The following is a 15,549-nucleotide window of genomic DNA, read 5'->3' as shown; positions in this document are numbered from 1 at the left end:
CCACGGCTCAGCTCGTAGCCGCGGGAGCCTCCTGCCGTACCACGTGGAACTCCTTCTCAAGCCGCTCCAGGCGTGCCACGATGCCGCCGTACTCCAGCTCAGAGTAAGGGAGCATGGCGGGCTCGAAGAAGCCCTGCTTGCGCATCTCCAGGGCCTTGTCCACAATGCGTTCCCGCACGGGCGCCCACACGGGGTCGCTGAAGAGGTCCACGGGCCCTGTGAGCCTGCCCTCGTGGAGGGCAAACCCCAGGGCGCACACCATGGGGATGCAGAAGAAGGTGCTCGCGGGGGTGTTTGCGGGCACGGGGAGGAGCGGCAGGTTGTGGCTGCCGCGGGTATCCCCCGCCACAAAGGCGCCCAGGGCAAACGGCGGACCGAACTCCTCCGTGGCCGGGAAGATCTTCTGCACCCGCACAATGGCCACGGGATCGTCCTTGCCCACGTACCGGCCCGCAATGTTCCGCAGGCGCGTGGTGGAGACGGCCGCCGCCTGCTCCGTGGGGTACTTCCGGGACCAGATGGACTCGATCACGTACCGGTGCGTGTCCCGAAGCAGGGCCGCGATGTCGTACAGGCGTTCCGGCGCATCCAGCTCGATGATCCGATCCCCCTCCGTGTACTCCACGTCCATGATGCGGAACCGGAACCCGTCATGGAGCTCCGTGCTCAAGAGCAGCCCCGGGGAGTACATGGGATCCGCGAAGGCCAGATAGAGGGGCAGGTTGAAGGCCCCGGGCTCGGTCTTGTCCGCCGCGAGGATCATGAGGGCCTCGTTGGGACGCTCCTCGAAGGTCATCTCCGCCACTTGAGGCCCCATGCCCCGCACGTTGCCGCTGAAGGCGTCCACCAGGAGGTCCTGCCCGGCTCCGTACAGGCCCTGCGCCTTTGCCACCGTGGTAGCCGCCCGGAAGGCCTCCCACGCCAGGGCGTGCACCCGCTCGTTGCTAGTCCCGTGGGTGTGGGTCATCACGATGGAGATGTCGTCCCCGCAGTGGAAAACGAAGGCATCCAGCAGGAGCTTGCCGCGCTCGGGAAACACCCGGTCCCGTACCGTCTGTAGGAGCTCCGCGCTGGGCAGGGTGTGCCCGCCGATGCTCCCGATGTCCGCCTTGATGATGCTCACGGTCACACGCATCCAAATCCCTCCTTTCGGAGATGTACCTGCTCCAGGAGCACGGAGACCCTCCCCGCGCATCCCGGGCTACCTCGGTTGTCCGCTCTGGGTACGGGCGCGAAGGGGGCAGCATCGCGCCCGGATATGCAGGCTGTTCCGGCCAGGAGCCCTTTGTCCCGGGGTTGCCCCCGCGGCTTTGTCAGCTCCCTTTTGCACCACCGGATGGGTTTCCGGAGGCCCGCCGGTATGGGCCTGGGGTCACCCGCCGATCCGGAGTTTCCGCTCCGGTCGAGATCCCCCACCTCGTCAACCCACGGGAAATTCCTCCCGTGGGTCCTGGCGCTTCTCCCAACCGCTCCCCTCTCCCCTCCTTTCCGAAACCTGTTCTTTAACCTGTTCTTTAACCTGTTCTTTTCTTCTCCGGCCGTCCCCTCGGTCCTCCCCTGCTCCTCCAGTATACCGTGGGAAATCCTTCGAACGGAGGAGCCCGCGCAACCTACAGGGCCGCGAGCAGGAACAGGAGCGTACGGGCCATCGCGCGGCCCAGAGCGTGGTGGCGCAGGCCCGTCCGCAGGGCGGTGGCCAGGAAGGGGTAGAACAGGCGGGACTGGTACTGGGTGTCCCCGTACTCCCCGATCACCCGCTGGAGCTCCGGGGCCTGGGCGATCCCGATGAGGAGGCGGGAGACATCCTCGTCCGGGATGCGGTCCAGGGCACGGCGCATCCACGCGGTGAAAGCCACCTCCCGCCCGAACCGTGCGCGCCAGGCCCGCTCGTACCACCGCAGGGCCCCGCGCGCCCCCGACAGCCAGTGGGCCGCCGCTTGGGCGGCGAGCTGTCCTGCCACCAGGGAGTAGTAGATCCCTCCTCCGGAGGTTGCCTTCACGTGTCCCGCCGCGTCCCCCACCACCAGGAAGCCCGGTGCATACGTGGGACGGGCGTGAAGGAGGAGCGGGATCCAGCCGCCCAATCGGCGCACCACCCGGATCCTCCGGGTCCGAGGTGCCAGGGCAGGATGGTTGCGGAGGAGGTCCTCGAGGTAGACGGCGGGTGGGTAGCGGGCAAGGTCTGGGTCCACGCATACCCCGATCCGGGCTTCCCGCTCCCCCAACGGCATGAGCCAGGCAAAGAACCCGGGCGCCCACCGCTGTCCCAGGTACACCTCTACGGTGTCTGCCTCCTGGAGCGGGATGCCCGTGACCTGATACTGGAGCCCTCGGAGCATCCGCCGGGGAGACCCGAGTCCCACAAGGGTTGCAAGCCGGGCCCGCGCCCCTTCCGCGTCCACCACCACCCGGGCCCGGAACCGCAGGGGGGCTTGATCCCGCACGGCTTCCAGCACCACCCCCTCCCCGTCCCGGGCCACCGCGCACGCCCGGGTCCGCAGGAGGAGGGCAGCCCCCGCGTGCAGGGCCTGCTGGACGAGCCACCGATCGAAGACGTCCCGGTCCACCACGTAGGAATCCGGGACCTGGCGCCGCAGCGTGACCGGTTCTCCCCCGGGGGAATACACGGTGGCCGCACGGAGGGCGGTGCGGGCCAGGTCTTGGGGGATTCCGAACTCCGCGAAGGCGTGCACGGAGAGCTTCCCCGCGCAGTGGGCAGGATCCCCCACCACGGGGTGCTCCTCCAGAATGAGGACCCGCAGGCCCATCCGGGCTGCGGTCCAAGCGGCCATGCCGCCCGCAGGACCCGCCCCCACCACGAGGACATCCCAGGACGACTCCTTCATCTCCGCCCGCCGACCACGAGGGAATCCAGCAGTAGACCCAGGAGGATGCCCGCGGTGTTCGCGGCGACATCCTCCCACTCCATGGTCCGCCCCCCCACCAGACCCTGCATCCCCTCCAACCCGATCCCGTACATCCACGCGGCCGCCGCCGTGGCGCGGGTAGAGAGAGGCCACCGCCGCAGGAGGAGGGCCAGGACCAGGAACGCGGTGAGATGGGAGGGGGCACCGCTCACGGGAAGTCCGGGATGGACTTCCGGGAGGACTCCCACAGCCCCCACCAGAGCCATCCACGCCACGGCGCCCGCGCGCTCAACTCCGGCCCAAAGCCTACGTGCCTCCGGTCCGGGATCGGATGAGGTCCTCGAGTTCCTGTGCGACTTCCTCCGCAGCCTGAGCATCCTCGTGCTCCACCATGATCCGGACCACGGGCTCCGTACCGCTGGGGCGTACCAGGAGCCGACCGGCCCTGCCTAGGGCTTTCGCGGCGTGGGTGATGGCCGCCTGCACGGCTTCGTCCCGCAGCGCCGCCCGCGGGTCCTCCACCCGGACGTTCCGCAGAACCTGGGGCAGCCGCTCCACGTCCGAGACGAGCTCCTGGAGGGGTTTGTCCGCGTCCACCATGGCGTTGACCAGCTGCACCGAGGTGAGCAGCCCGTCCCCTGTGGTGGCGAGGCGGCGGAAGATGATGTGTCCGCTCTGCTCCCCGCCCAGCACCGCCCCGGTTTTGAGCATGTGCTCGAGAACATAGCGATCCCCCACGGGGGCCCGCACCACCCGGACGCCCTCCCGCTCCAGGGCGCGTTCCACGCCCAGGTTCGTCATCACGGTGACCACCACCACGCGGGGCTCCAGCTCTTGCCGGCGCAGCAGGTACCGGGCGCAGGCCACGAGGATGAGATCACCATCCACCACTTCCCCGCGCCCATCCACGGCGATCACTCGGTCCGCGTCCCCGTCGTGGGCGAACCCCACTTCCGCCCCATGGGATCGAACCGCGGAGGAGAGGATCTCCGGGTGGGTGGAGCCGCAGCCCACGTTGATCCGGGCTCCATCCGGTTCCTCGTGGAGAGCCACCACCTCCGCACCCAGCAGCTCCCAAAGCCGGGGAGCCAGGCGGTAGGCGGCCCCGAAGGCGCAATCCACCACCACCCGCAGGCCGCGGGCAGGAAGCGCATGCGCCACGAGGTACCGGAGGTAGCGCTCCTCCGCGTCCACGAGTTCCTGGACCCTCCCGATGCGGGTGCCCGTAGGCCTCGGACCGGCCTCGGGAAGGGCACGCTCGATCTCGTCCTCCACTTCGTCGGGGAGCTTGTAGCCCGTGCGATCGAAGAACTTGATGCCGTTGTCCTCGATGGGATTGTGGGAGGCGGAGAGCACCACCCCCGCGTCACACCCCAGGGCTCTGGTGAGGTAGGCCACCGCGGCGGTGGGGAGGACACCGCCGCGCATCACGGAGACCCCAGCGGAGCACAACCCGGCCACCACCGCGCCCTCCAGCATGGGGCCGCTCAATCGGGTATCCCGACCGAGAAGGAATACCCCACCGTTGGGCGCGAGGATCCGAGCCGCAGCCCGGGCCACCTGAAAGGCCAGCTCGGGCGGAAGCGTGTCGTTGGCCACGCCCCGGATCCCATCGGTTCCAAACAGCCGTGCCATCCCCACCCGCTTATTCTACGGCCGCCGCCGGATCCGCAGGGTGATCTCCGAGGGGGTGGAGGCCACCACCCAGATGCCCTGCGGTACCCGGACCTGCACGGGCCTTCGCGCGCTCCCGGGGCCCAGTCCGGTGGCATCCACCACGGCCCGCACCTCCCCCTCCGGGAGGTTAATCACGGTCTCCTCCGAGCCCACCACCCGGACCTGTACCCGATCGGGCTCCCACGTGGCCTCCAGGCCTGCGCCCAATCCCTCCACCACCACGGGCACGTCCCGGACCTCACGGAGCACGGGCGAGGGGAGGACTACGATCCGCACGGAGACCTCGGAAGGGCCCTCCGGCCGCACGCGGTTTGGGAGCTGTACCCGCACGGTGTACCGGGCCTCCCCGTGGAGGTCCCGGACCTCCAGGGGCTCCGTGGAGAGGGCAACCAGGCGCGCCACCGCCTCCTCCGGACCCCATACCCGCAGCAGCGGAGGCTGCACCTCCACCAGGGCGATCCTCGTACCCGCGGGTAGGTTTCCCCTGATCTCGGGAACCACGGGCACCAGGCGCGTGAGCAGAGCCTCCTGGACAACCAGACGCACCTGGACCTGTGAAGGGCGTACCTCCACCCCCTGGATTTCCTCCCCACCGTCTCCCAGGATCCGCACGCGGATGGTTACGGTCTGGGTATTCTGTACCCCGCTGAGGTCCACGGACGCCACCGCGCGCCGGGCCCGCTGCACCACGGATCTGGGTCCGCTCACCGTCACCCGCGCGGGCCGGACCTCCGGCCGCTCCACCCTCATGCCCTGGGGAGCCCTGCCATGGAGGGCCACTTCCACGGGGAGCTGGCGCTGGGTGAGGGCGTCCACCACGACCGTGGCCTGCTCCGGCACCACCTCCACCACCCGTACCCGGGCCGGGGTGTCCACCCGGACCGGGAGGCGGTACTCCCCCGGCTCCGAGTCCGCCAGGTTCACCCAGGCCACCACGGAACGGGGACCGAGTTCGGCCAGGGTCGCCCGCGGGGCGCGCACCCGAACATCCACCCGGCGGGGCGCACGCACCACTGCCAGATCAGGGGGGAGGTTCCGGAGGGTGAGCTCGGTGCCGATCACCCGCTCCATCTCCGGATTCTGGGAGGCGGTCACCAGGTACCACAGGATCACCGCGATCCCCACGGAGAGGATTCGATACAGGGTACGCTCCCGCCGACGCATGTCGTGGCCTCACGGGGCCGCTACCGGCCCACCTGCTCCCTTCAGGGTTCACGCGGGCCGGCTCCGCCACCAGGGCACCGGGTGGCGGGGGGCGGCAACCACGAACAGGTTCAGCAACGTGGCCTTCAACTCTTCCTCGGACAGCCCCCGACGCAGGGACCCCTCCTGGGCGAGGGAGACGGTTCCCGTCTCCTCCGAGACCACGATGGCCACCGCATCCGTCCCCTCCGTGATCCCCACCGCGGCCCGGTGCCGGGTTCCCAGGGCCCGGCTGAGAAGGGGACTCTCGCTGAGGGGCAACAAACAGCCCGCCGCCACCACCCGGTTGCCCCGGACGATCACCGCACCGTCGTGGAGAGGGGTATTGGGATAGAAGATGTTCAGCAGGAGGGGGACGGAGACCAGAGCGTCCAGGCGGATGCCCGTCTCGATGAAGTCGTTGAGGCCAGTTCGCCGTTCGATGACCATCAGGGCTCCGATGCGCCGCTGCCCCAGGATCCGGGCCGCTCTGGCGAGATCGTTCGCCAGCCGGAGCGCCACGTCCCGCTCCAGGGGAGCCGCGGCACTCCACAGGAGGCGGCCGCGACCGATCTGCTCGAGTAGACGCCGCAGCTCAGGCTGGAACAGCACCAGCAGGGCTACAGGGATGATCCCGCCCAGGTAGCCGAGGATGGCCTGAAGGGTGTAGAGCTGCAGGAAGGAGGCCAGGAGATAGCCCGCCGCGAGGACCGCGATCCCCTGGACCAGCTGCACCGCCCGGGTGCCCCGGATGAGCACCATCACCTGGTAGACGACAAAGGAGACGATGGCGATGTCCACCAGGTCGGTGATGCGGAGGGGAAGCGGCCAGCTCATCCTCCGAGCACCAGGGCCAGCAGGGCTTTCTGCGCGTGGAGCCGGTTCTCCGCCTGGTCCAGGACCACGGACCGGGGCCCGTCGAGCACCTCATCCGTGATCTCCTCCCCCCGGTGCGCCGGGAGGCAGTGCATCACCAGGGCCTCCGGGCTGTGTGCGAGGAGGGCTTCGTTCACCTGGAAGCCCGCAAAGACCTGACGCCGCTTCTCCTGCTCCGCCTCCTGCCCCATGCTGGTCCACACATCCGTGTAGACCATCTGGGCGCCCCGCACCGCTTCCTCCGGTCGGTGGGTGAGACGGATGCGGGCTCCCGTACGGGCCGCATGCCGCTGTGCGGACTCCAGGATGGTCCGGTCGGGCTCATAGCCCTCCGGGGTGGCCACATGCACGGAAAGACCTACCTTGGCGGCCCCCAGGAGCAGCGAGTGGCACACGTTGTTTCCATCCCCCACCCACGCCACCACAGCTCCCTGAAACGTCCCCAGCTTCTCCCGGATGGTCAGCAGGTCCGCGAGGGTCTGACACGGGTGTTCTCGGTCGCTGAGGGCGTTGAGCACGGGGACATTCGCGGCCCCTGCGAGCTCTTCCACCGTGCGATGGTGGAAGACCCGGGCCACGATCCCGTCCACCCACCGACTGAGATTGCGGGCCACATCTCCCACCGTCTCCCGCACCCCCAATCCGACGTCCTGCTGGGTGAGGTAGACGGTATGGCCCCCGAGCTGCCGCATGGCCACCTCAAAGGTGACCCGGGTCCGGAGAGAGGGCTTCTCGAACAGGAGGACGAGGGTCCGGTCCGGGAGTATCCGGTGGGGGCGTTGTAGGCGTTGCTCCCGTTTGAGCGCGCTCGCCAGATCCAGGATCTCCAGGATTTCCTCCCGGCTCAGGTCCTCCATGGACAGAAGGTCGCGACCGCGGAGTCCCGATCCCATCGCTACCTCGCCGCCTCCGTGCGGCTGAGCCGGCCCATCCGCACCAGCCACTCCTCCAGGATCTCCCGAAGCTGCGGAGTTCCCTCCTCGATCTCGTAGGTGACCCGCACCGCGGGCTTGTTGAGGTGGGGCAGGATCCGTACCAGGTCCACCGGGGTCCCGAACACCACCACGTCCGCCTCCGCCCGGTTGATGGTCTCCTCCAGCTCCTGGAGCTGCTGGGGCGTGTATCCGAGGGCGGGCAACACGTGCTGGAGGTGAGGGTAGGCCGCGTAGGCCTCCCGGAGGGAACCCACCGCCGCGGGCCGGGGATCCACGATCTCCGCCCCGTACGCACGGGCCGCGATGTACCCCGCGCCGTAGCCCATACCCCCGTGGGTGGTGGTGGGTCCATCCTCCACCACCAGGGCCCGCCGACCCCGCAGGAGGTCCGGCCGATCCACGGCCAGTACGCTGTCCACCTCCACCACGCGAGCGCGCGGGTTGACCGCGGCCACACTCCGGCGCACCGCCTCCACATGCTCCCGGCGGGCGGTGGAGACCTTGTTGATCACCACCACGTCCGCCATCCGCAGGTTGGCCTCTCCGGGGTGGTAGCGCAGCTCGTGGCCGGGCCGCAGGGGATCGCACACCACCAGGTGCAGATCGGGGACAAAGAAAGGAAGGTCGTTGTTCCCGCCCTCCCACTGGATCACGTCCGCCTCCTGCTCCGCCGCGGCCAGCACCTGCTCGTAGTCCACCCCGGAGAACACCACCTGTCCCTGCCGCAGGTGCGGCTCGTACTCCTCCCGCTCCTCCAGGGTGAGGGGAACCCGCTCCAGATCCTCCAGGCTCGCGAACCGCTGCACCACCTGCTCGCGTAGATCCCCGTAGGGCATGGGATGGCGGACCACCACCACCCGCTGACCCATCTCCCGCAGGAGGGCCGCGAGGTAGCGGCTCGTGGGGCTCTTACCTGCTCCCGTGCGCACCGCACACACGCTCAGGACCGGCCGGTCGCTGCGCAGCATGGTCTCGCGGGACCCCAGGATCCGAAACCCCGCGCCCGCGGCGAGAGCCCGGCTGGCCAGGTGCATGACGTGCTCGTGGCTGACGTCGCTGTAGGCGAAGACCACCTCGTCCACCTGGTGGGTGCGGACCAGCTCCTCCAGGCGTTCCTCCGGCTCGATGGGAATTCCCTCGGGATAATGGGGGCCGCTCAGCTCCGGTGGGTAGCGGCGGCCCGCGATGGCGGGCAGCTGGGCCGCGGTGAAGGCCACCACCTGGTAGTGGGGCCGGTGCCGGTAGTACACGTTGAAGTTGTGGAAGTCCCGTCCTGCCGCCCCCAGGATCAACACCCGCGTCCTCGCCACAGATCCTCCCTCCGCGGAGATCTGCCCTTCCTCCACTTTAGCACCTCACCCCGAGGAGGGGCTCCTAAGCTGCGGAAGCGGGAAAGGGGCGGCGTGGGACCGCCCCTTTCCGGGGGTAGCAGACGGTTAGCGCTTGGAGTACTGGAATCCGCGCCGGGCCCGCTTGCGACCGTACTTCTTCCGCTCCTTCACCCGGGGATCCCGGGTCAACAGCCCGTGCTGCCGCAGGAGGCTCCGCAGGGAGGGATCCACCTCCGCCAGGGCCCGGGCGATGCCGTGGCGCACCGCGTCGCTCTGCCCCGTCTGGCCTCCGCCCGCCACCGTGGCGTAGACGTCGAACCGCTCCAGGGTATTGGTGAGGAGGAGGGGTTCTACCACCCGCGCCCGCCGGGCCATGCCCACGAAGTACTCGTCGTAGGGTCTGCCGTTCACCAGGATCCGACCGGGGCCGGGCCGCAGGAACACCCGGGCGCTTGCTTCCTTGCGTCGTCCCGTAGCCTGGATCTGCGGGGCCACCGCGGTGCTCATCCCTCCACCTCCAGCTTCCGGGGTTGCTGGGCCGCGTGCGGATGATTCGGACCGCGGTAGACCTTTAGCTTACGGAGCATCTGTCGGCCGAGCCGTGTCTTGGGAAGCATGCGCTGGACCGCAAGCCGGAAGAGCTCCTCAGGTTTGGTCCGCAGGAGTTCTCCCGCGGTGGCGGACTTCAGCCCTCCCGGGTAGCCCGAGTGCCAGTAGTACACCTTCCGATCCGCCTTGCGCCCCGTGAGCCGCACCTTCTCCGCGTTCACCACGATCACGAAGTCCCCACTGTCCACATGCGGGGTGAAGGTGGGCTTGTGCTTGCCCCGGAGGAGGCTTGCCACTTGACTCGCCAGCCGGCCCAGGACCTTGCCCTGAGCGTCCACGAGCCACCAGCTGCGCTGGACCTCCGAGGGTTTCTGCTGATAGGTCCTCACGCGTTCTCACCTCGCCCGCGAATGCACCACCCGACAGGGTACACGAGGAGCCCCGGAGGCGTCAAACCGGAGGCCGTCTTGCAGTCCACGGGACTCCCGGCCGCCCCCGCTCCTCCCTACCCCCACCCACTCCCGTACCGGAACCACGGAACTTCGCCAAGGCCCCACCGTGCGCGCCAAGCTCCCAGCACGGCCAGGAGATCCTTCTGAAGGGAAAGTTTGTCCCAGGCAAGGGCCCTGAGGTAGAGGTCCCCGAAGCCGGTCCGTCCCGCCACGAGCACGGAGCCATCGCCCTCCCGGAACTCCGGATCCGCATCCCCCCACCGCCAGAACCCACTGGCCACGTACCGCGCCCCTTCCAGCAGGCCTGGGGCATCCACGAGATCCCTCCGCGGGACCAGGAGCAACAGGTCCCGGTAGATCGGATCTTCGCCCACGTAGATGCCCGTCTCCACCCGGAGCGTACGAAACTCCAGATGTTCCCCCTTCGCACTCCGCCCCGTGGTCCAGATCTCGAACCAGCCGAAGCGTGAGCCAGGGGAGAGGAACACCTCGGTGCACTGGTGGAGTTCCGCTTCAGGGTACGGAATTCCGAGGCCCGGGTAGTACTCCAGTTCCCCGGCCTCCTCCACGGCGATCCGCACGTGCTGGGTAGCCCTTCGGCCCGGAGCCATCCGGTGCACCTTGGCCGCGGATGGGTGTACCACCACGGCCTTAGCGCCCTCTCCGACCCGGATCTCCACCCGGTACCGATCCCCTGCAAGGAGGCCCGGGCCCACGGTGAGGAGCTGGAGGAGGATCCGATCCTCTTCGAGGGGGAAGGGCCGGACCACGCGCAGCGGGCCGCTACCTTCCAGGTCCGCGATCACGGTTCGTCTTCCCCGACGGATCAGGGACACCCGGAGCCGGCCGTCTACCCCCGCGGAATCCCACTTCTGGTCCTCCAGGGTCACAGGACCGATGGGGGCACCTCTCCTTCGAACAGGACCTCCTCCCGGATCCACCGGAGGACGTGCTCAAGGCCCTCCCCTGTTTTCAGGTTGGTGAACACGAAGGGGCGATCCCCCCGCTGACGACGGGCGTCCCGTTCCATCACCTGGAGATCCGCCCCCACCAGCGGCGCCAGGTCGATCTTGTTGATCACCAGCAGATCGCTCCGGGTGATCCCGGGACCGCCCTTTCGGGGAATCTTGTCTCCCGCTGCCACGTCGATCACGTAGATGAACACGTCCACCAGCTCCGGGCTGAAACTGGCGGCCAGGTTGTCCCCTCCGGATTCCAGGAACAGGAGATCCAGATCGGGGAACCGGCGCAGCATCTCCTCCACGGCCTCCTGATTGATGGAGGGGTCCTCCCGGATGGCGGTGTGCGGGCACCCGCCTGTCTGAACCCCCAGGATCCGGTCCGCGGGGAGCGCCCCGGACCGCACCAGGAACTCCGCATCCTCGTAGGTGTAGATGTCATTGGTGATCACCGCGATCCGGTAGTGATCGCGCATGGCCTTGCACAAGGCATCCAGGAGTGCGGTCTTCCCGGATCCCACGGGACCCGCCACTCCGATCCGGGCCGGTCGCACCGCGCACACCTCCTTTCCTGTGCGGAGCTAGCTCTGAAACAGGCGCGTCGGCAGCAGCGCCTGCTCATGGGCACGGATGTCCCAGGCAGGGGTGCAGCTCCAGAGGTGGCGGGACGGATCCTCCACCACCTCCCCCACCCGCGCCACAAGCCCTTCCTGGAGGTCCCGAAGCATTTCCTGCACCTGCTCTGGACTCACAGGCATGCACCGGGTTGCGGCGTAGAGGAGGGCGGTGAGGGCGCTGTGCCCGTAGGCGAGCAGGAGCGCCCGCTCCGGAATCCCCACGAGCCGCGCCCAGCATCCCACCACCACCGCATGGTGGGGGTGCCGGAGGGCAGGGAGCTCCAGGGAAGGGTACAGACGCCGCACCATGCGGAGCCACCGACGGCCCATCTTCAGGCTGGACTCCCGCGCGCCGGGAATGGCCCGCCAGGCGGTCAACTCCGAGGCGAGCCGGTCCAGGGCCACTCCGTCCGGCGCCGTCCGCCAGGCCAGGGCGCAGGCGGCGAGATCCAGCCGGAGCGCGCCGAACTCCACAAACACCTCCGCGAGCCGCCGTACCTCCCTCGGCCCTGCTCCGCGCTGTGCGTAGGCCTCCAGGCCTCCCGAGTGGGCATAGGCCCCCACGGGGAACTGGGAGTCGAACCACTGGAACAGGGTGAGAAGGTCCCGGGGCATCATGGGTGTCGGTGGCCTCCCTGCATCTGTCCGTGAAACGGGCGGCGGTCGCGTTCCGCCCGCCATCCCGCCTGTTGGACGCGCGCAAAGAGGGCTTCGTCCCAGAGGACGACCACCTCCCCGCCCTGTACCTCAAGCGCCCGGTGCAGGTTCCCGAAGAAGTGCCCGATCCGCACGGCTTCCTCCAGATCCCGCGGGCGCACCACCAGAACGTCCTCCTCCGCCGCGGCCACCCGGTAGGCCACGCTCCCCCGTACCGCCAGGATCTGCCCGGGCCGGAGCACGGTTCCCGTGGGGAGAGCAAGCAGCAGCACCGTACCATCCGGCGCCACCACCCGGCGTCGGATGTGGCATCGCTCCTCCGCGGTCATGGGGATCTCCACCACCCGCAGCCCCGGGGGCTCCGATCCGGAGGGCAGTTCCGTGATCATCATGGCTAGACCAATCCCAAAACCGCTGGCGCGATTTTGGGGGACCCCGGTCCCTCGCCGCACGTTCTGCGTTTCATAGACAGCCTCCTAGAACAGGAAGTAGCGCTGGGCGAGCGGCAGGACCCGGGCCGCCTCGCTCGTCACCCGGACTCCGTCCACCCGCACCTCGTAGCTGTCCGGATCCACCTCCACCCGGGGTAGGGCGTCGTTGAGCTTCATGTCCCGTTTCGTCACCGTCCTCGTGCCCCGAACCGGGAGCACCTGCCGCCGCAGCCGGGAGGAGAGGGTGCCGCGCTCCAGGGAGACCGAGGAGACGAAGGTGAACGCCACCGCTTCCCGGCACCGCCCCAGGGCGCCGAACATCGGCCGGTAGCGGACCGGCTCCGGAGTGGGGATGGAAGCGTTCGGGTCCCCCATGAGGGAGGCGACGATGACGCCCCCCTTGATCACCACGTCCGGCTTGACCCCGAAGAAGGCAGGCCGCCAGAGGACCAGATCCGCGATCTTCCCTACCTCCACAGACCCCACGTACTCCGCGATCCCGTGGGCGATGGAGGGGTTGATGGTGTACTTCGCCAGGTAGCGCCGGATCCGGAAGTTGTCGTTGCGTTGGGAGTCCTCCGGCAGCGGGCCGCGCTCACGCTTCATCTTGTGCGCGGTCTGCCATGTCCGGAGGATGACTTCTCCCACCCGCCCCATGGCCTGGGAGTCGCTGCTCATCATGCTGATGGCTCCCAGGTCGTGCAGGACGTCCTCCGCAGCCATGGTCTCCGGCCGGATCCGCGACTCCGCAAACGCCACGTCCTCAGGGACCTGAGGGTTCAGGTGGTGGCAGACCATGAGCATGTCCAGGTGCTCCTCCAGGGTGTTGACCGTGTAGGGCATGGTGGGGTTCGTGCTGCTAGGCAGAACGTTCGGATAGCCGACCACCCGGAGGATATCCGGGGCGTGGCCTCCGCCTGCTCCCTCCGAGTGGTAGGTGTGGATGGTGCGGCCGCGGAAGGCGGCCAGAGTGTCCTCCACGAAACCGCTCTCGTTCAGGGTGTCCGTGTGGATCGCAATCTGCACGTCGTAATCCTCGGCCACGGAGAGGGCGGCGTCGATCGCCGCAGGCGTGCATCCCCAGTCCTCGTGGAGTTTGAGCCCCACAGCTCCTGCCAGGATCTGCTCTTCCAGAGGGGCCCGTGTGGAGGCGTTCCCCTTTCCGAGGAATCCGAAGTTCAAAGGCAGGGCCTCCACCGCCTCCATCATCCGGGCGAGGTACCAGGGGCCTGGGGTACAGGTGGTGGCCTTAGTTCCCTCCGCGGGGCCCGTGCCGCCTCCGATCATGGTGGTGATCCCGCTGCAGAGGGCCTCCCACGCCTGTTGTGGACAGATGAAGTGGACATGGGCGTCGATCCCCCCCGCCGTGAGGATCTTCCCCTCCCCGCTGAGGATCTCGGTGCCAGGCCCGATCTCCAGGCCGGGGGTCACACCGTCCTGGATCTCGGGGTTTCCCGCCTTCCCGATGGCCACGATGCGGCCGTCCCGGATGCCCACATCCGCTTTCACCACGCCCCAGTAGTCCAGCACCACCACGTTGGTGATGACCAGATCCGGGCTCCCCTCGGCCCGGGACCTCTGAGACTGGCCCATTCCGTCCCGGACCACCTTGCCGCCTCCGAAGACCACCTCTTCCCCCGGAACCCTCCAGTCCTCCTCGACTTCCAGCACGAGGTCCGTGTCCGCCAGGCGGATCCGGTCGCCCTTGGTCGGCCCGTACAGGTCCGCATACGCGCGCCGGGAAATCCTCATAGAAACCCCCTCTCCCGGGCTCTTTCGAAAGCCTGCTCTCGATAAAGCTCCAGGGATCCCATCACGAGTCCATTCATCCCGTACACCTTTCTCTCTCCGGCCAGTTCCACCAGTTCCACCTCCCGAACCTGACCGGGCTCGAACCGGACCGCGGTGCCGGCAGGGATGTCCAACCGGAATCCATACGCCTGCGTGCGATCGAACCGAAGGGCGCGGTTCACCTCAAAGAAGTGCGCGTGGGAACCCACCTGGATGGGCCGGTCCCCGGTGTTCTCCACGCGCAGGCGTACCTTCCTGCGGCCCTCATTGAGCACGATTTCTCCTTCCTGCACCCAAATCTCTCCCGGGATCACGCCCGCATCCCTCCCACGGCCAGCACCAGCACACCGAGCCCCGCCAGGCGAACCAGAAGATCGCGGCGCCGCAAGCGGTCACCGCCCCGCAACAGTCCCTCGCCGAGGAGGATCCCGAGGAGGTGGAGGAGGGCCGTGGCGGCCACGAACCCCAAAACGTAGGACCACCCCATCGCGCCCGGCGGGACTTCCGTGCCATGGGCGTGGCCATGGAAGAAGGCGAACAGGGCGACGAGTGTCGAGCCAAGCCAAACCGGAAGGCTCACGGCCGCCAACAGGAGGCCCCCGAAGAAGACGAGGGATGCGAGGATCCCGGTCTCCGCAAAGAGGACGGCACGGCCCTGCATTCCGACCAGGCTGCCCAGGATCATGCTGGCGAGGAACCCGAGCGGTACCATGAGGGTCCCACGTCCTCCCAGAAACCGCGCCCAGATTCCCACCGCCACCATAGCCACCCAGTGGTCCACTCCCCCCAAGGGGTGGAGTGCCCCGGAGGAGAACCCGGACGTGGGGCCGACCCCCACGTGCGCCCAGGCGGGCGTGGCCAGCAGGCTGCCTAGGATTCCCAACATCGCGCAGATCCTCATTCGCACGGAACACCTCCTTAAGGGATCGGATCGTGAATGGTCACGAGTTTGGTACCGTCGGGAAATGTCCCCTCTACCTGGATCTCCCGGATCATCTCGGGCACCCCCTCTAGGACGTCCTCCCGCGTGAGGACCTTGCGTCCGAGCTGCATGAGCTCCGGAACGCTCCTTCCATCTCGGATTCCCTCCAGGACCTCCGCGGTGATGAGCGCCACAGCCTCCGGGTAGTTCAGCTTGAGGCCGCGGGCCCGGCGGCGCCGGGCCACCTCCGCCGCCACGAAGATGAGGAGCTTGTCGATCTCCCGCTCCGTGAGTCGCATCCGC

At 68.6% G+C, this 15,549-nt stretch carries 18 protein-coding genes; all 18 read right to left on the bottom strand.

Annotated features, from left to right (window positions below; genetic code table 11):
* Positions 1-7 precede the first annotated feature (7 nt).
* Entirely contained in the window at positions 8-1,135 is a 1,128-nt protein-coding gene (locus tag N0A24_03765; protein ID MCS7172514.1) for a fructose-1,6-bisphosphatase, read from the bottom strand.
* Between the two features lie 475 nt (positions 1,136-1,610).
* A complete protein-coding gene (locus tag N0A24_03760) occupies positions 1,611-2,846 on the bottom strand; it encodes an NAD(P)/FAD-dependent oxidoreductase (GenBank protein ID MCS7172513.1) in 1,236 nt (411 codons plus the stop codon).
* A complete protein-coding gene (locus N0A24_03755) occupies positions 2,843-3,133 on the bottom strand; it encodes a VanZ family protein (GenBank protein ID MCS7172512.1) in 291 nt (96 codons plus the stop codon). Before N0A24_03755 ends, N0A24_03760 begins: the two co-directional genes overlap by 4 nt.
* 40 nt (positions 3,134-3,173) lie before the next feature.
* A complete protein-coding gene (glmM, locus tag N0A24_03750; protein MCS7172511.1) occupies positions 3,174-4,502 on the bottom strand; it encodes a phosphoglucosamine mutase in 1,329 nt (442 codons plus the stop codon).
* Between the two features lie 15 nt (positions 4,503-4,517).
* Entirely contained in the window at positions 4,518-5,708 is a 1,191-nt protein-coding gene (locus N0A24_03745) for a CdaR family protein (protein MCS7172510.1), read from the bottom strand.
* A gap of 48 nt (positions 5,709-5,756) precedes the next feature.
* Complete coding sequence (gene cdaA, locus N0A24_03740) at positions 5,757-6,563, bottom strand: diadenylate cyclase CdaA (protein ID MCS7172509.1); 807 nt, start codon at positions 6,561-6,563, stop codon at positions 5,757-5,759.
* The gene (argF, locus tag N0A24_03735; GenBank protein MCS7172508.1) at positions 6,560-7,495 is read right to left on the bottom strand and encodes an ornithine carbamoyltransferase; all 936 of its coding nucleotides are present in this window, start codon (positions 7,493-7,495) and stop codon (positions 6,560-6,562) included. The genes cdaA and argF overlap by 4 nt, the downstream gene beginning before the upstream one ends.
* Before the next feature lie 2 nt (positions 7,496-7,497).
* Complete coding sequence (locus tag N0A24_03730; GenBank protein ID MCS7172507.1) at positions 7,498-8,847, bottom strand: cyclic 2,3-diphosphoglycerate synthase; 1,350 nt, start codon at positions 8,845-8,847, stop codon at positions 7,498-7,500.
* A 126-nt stretch (positions 8,848-8,973) separates the two neighbouring features.
* Positions 8,974-9,375 carry a 30S ribosomal protein S9 gene (gene rpsI, locus N0A24_03725; GenBank protein MCS7172506.1) on the bottom strand — a complete coding sequence of 134 codons (402 nt, stop codon included), beginning with the start codon at positions 9,373-9,375 and terminating at the stop codon, positions 8,974-8,976.
* Positions 9,372-9,806 (bottom strand): 50S ribosomal protein L13, encoded by a 435-nt coding sequence (rplM, locus tag N0A24_03720; protein ID MCS7172505.1) that lies wholly within the window; start codon positions 9,804-9,806, stop codon positions 9,372-9,374. Before rplM ends, rpsI begins: the two co-directional genes overlap by 4 nt.
* A 116-nt stretch (positions 9,807-9,922) precedes the next feature.
* Positions 9,923-10,759, bottom strand: a complete 837-nt coding sequence (locus N0A24_03715; GenBank protein MCS7172504.1) for an urease accessory protein UreD — start codon at positions 10,757-10,759, stop codon at positions 9,923-9,925.
* On the bottom strand, positions 10,756-11,382 hold the full coding sequence (gene ureG, locus N0A24_03710; protein ID MCS7172503.1) for an urease accessory protein UreG: 627 nt from the start codon (positions 11,380-11,382) through the stop codon (positions 10,756-10,758). The genes N0A24_03715 and ureG overlap by 4 nt, the downstream gene beginning before the upstream one ends.
* A gap of 27 nt (positions 11,383-11,409) precedes the next feature.
* Positions 11,410-12,060: a hypothetical protein gene (locus N0A24_03705; GenBank protein ID MCS7172502.1), complete on the bottom strand. Its 651-nt coding sequence runs from the start codon at positions 12,058-12,060 to the stop codon at positions 11,410-11,412.
* Positions 12,060-12,494 (bottom strand): urease accessory protein UreE, encoded by a 435-nt coding sequence (locus N0A24_03700; GenBank protein MCS7172501.1) that lies wholly within the window; start codon positions 12,492-12,494, stop codon positions 12,060-12,062. Before N0A24_03700 ends, N0A24_03705 begins: the two co-directional genes overlap by 1 nt.
* 84 nt (positions 12,495-12,578) lie before the next feature.
* Positions 12,579-14,285: an urease subunit alpha gene (locus tag N0A24_03695; protein MCS7172500.1), complete on the bottom strand. Its 1,707-nt coding sequence runs from the start codon at positions 14,283-14,285 to the stop codon at positions 12,579-12,581.
* Positions 14,282-14,617: an urease subunit beta gene (locus N0A24_03690; GenBank protein MCS7172499.1), complete on the bottom strand. Its 336-nt coding sequence runs from the start codon at positions 14,615-14,617 to the stop codon at positions 14,282-14,284. Before N0A24_03690 ends, N0A24_03695 begins: the two co-directional genes overlap by 4 nt.
* A gap of 17 nt (positions 14,618-14,634) precedes the next feature.
* The gene (locus N0A24_03685; protein ID MCS7172498.1) at positions 14,635-15,225 is read right to left on the bottom strand and encodes a HupE/UreJ family protein; all 591 of its coding nucleotides are present in this window, start codon (positions 15,223-15,225) and stop codon (positions 14,635-14,637) included.
* Between the two features lie 17 nt (positions 15,226-15,242).
* A complete protein-coding gene (locus tag N0A24_03680) occupies positions 15,243-15,545 on the bottom strand; it encodes an urease subunit gamma (GenBank protein ID MCS7172497.1) in 303 nt (100 codons plus the stop codon).
* Between the last annotated feature and the right edge of the window lie 4 nt (positions 15,546-15,549).

The organism is Armatimonadota bacterium (assembly GCA_025059775.1).
Classification (GTDB): domain Bacteria; phylum Sysuimicrobiota; class Sysuimicrobiia; order Sysuimicrobiales; family Sysuimicrobiaceae; genus Sysuimicrobium.
This window is presented reverse-complemented; position numbering and strand designations above follow the sequence as displayed.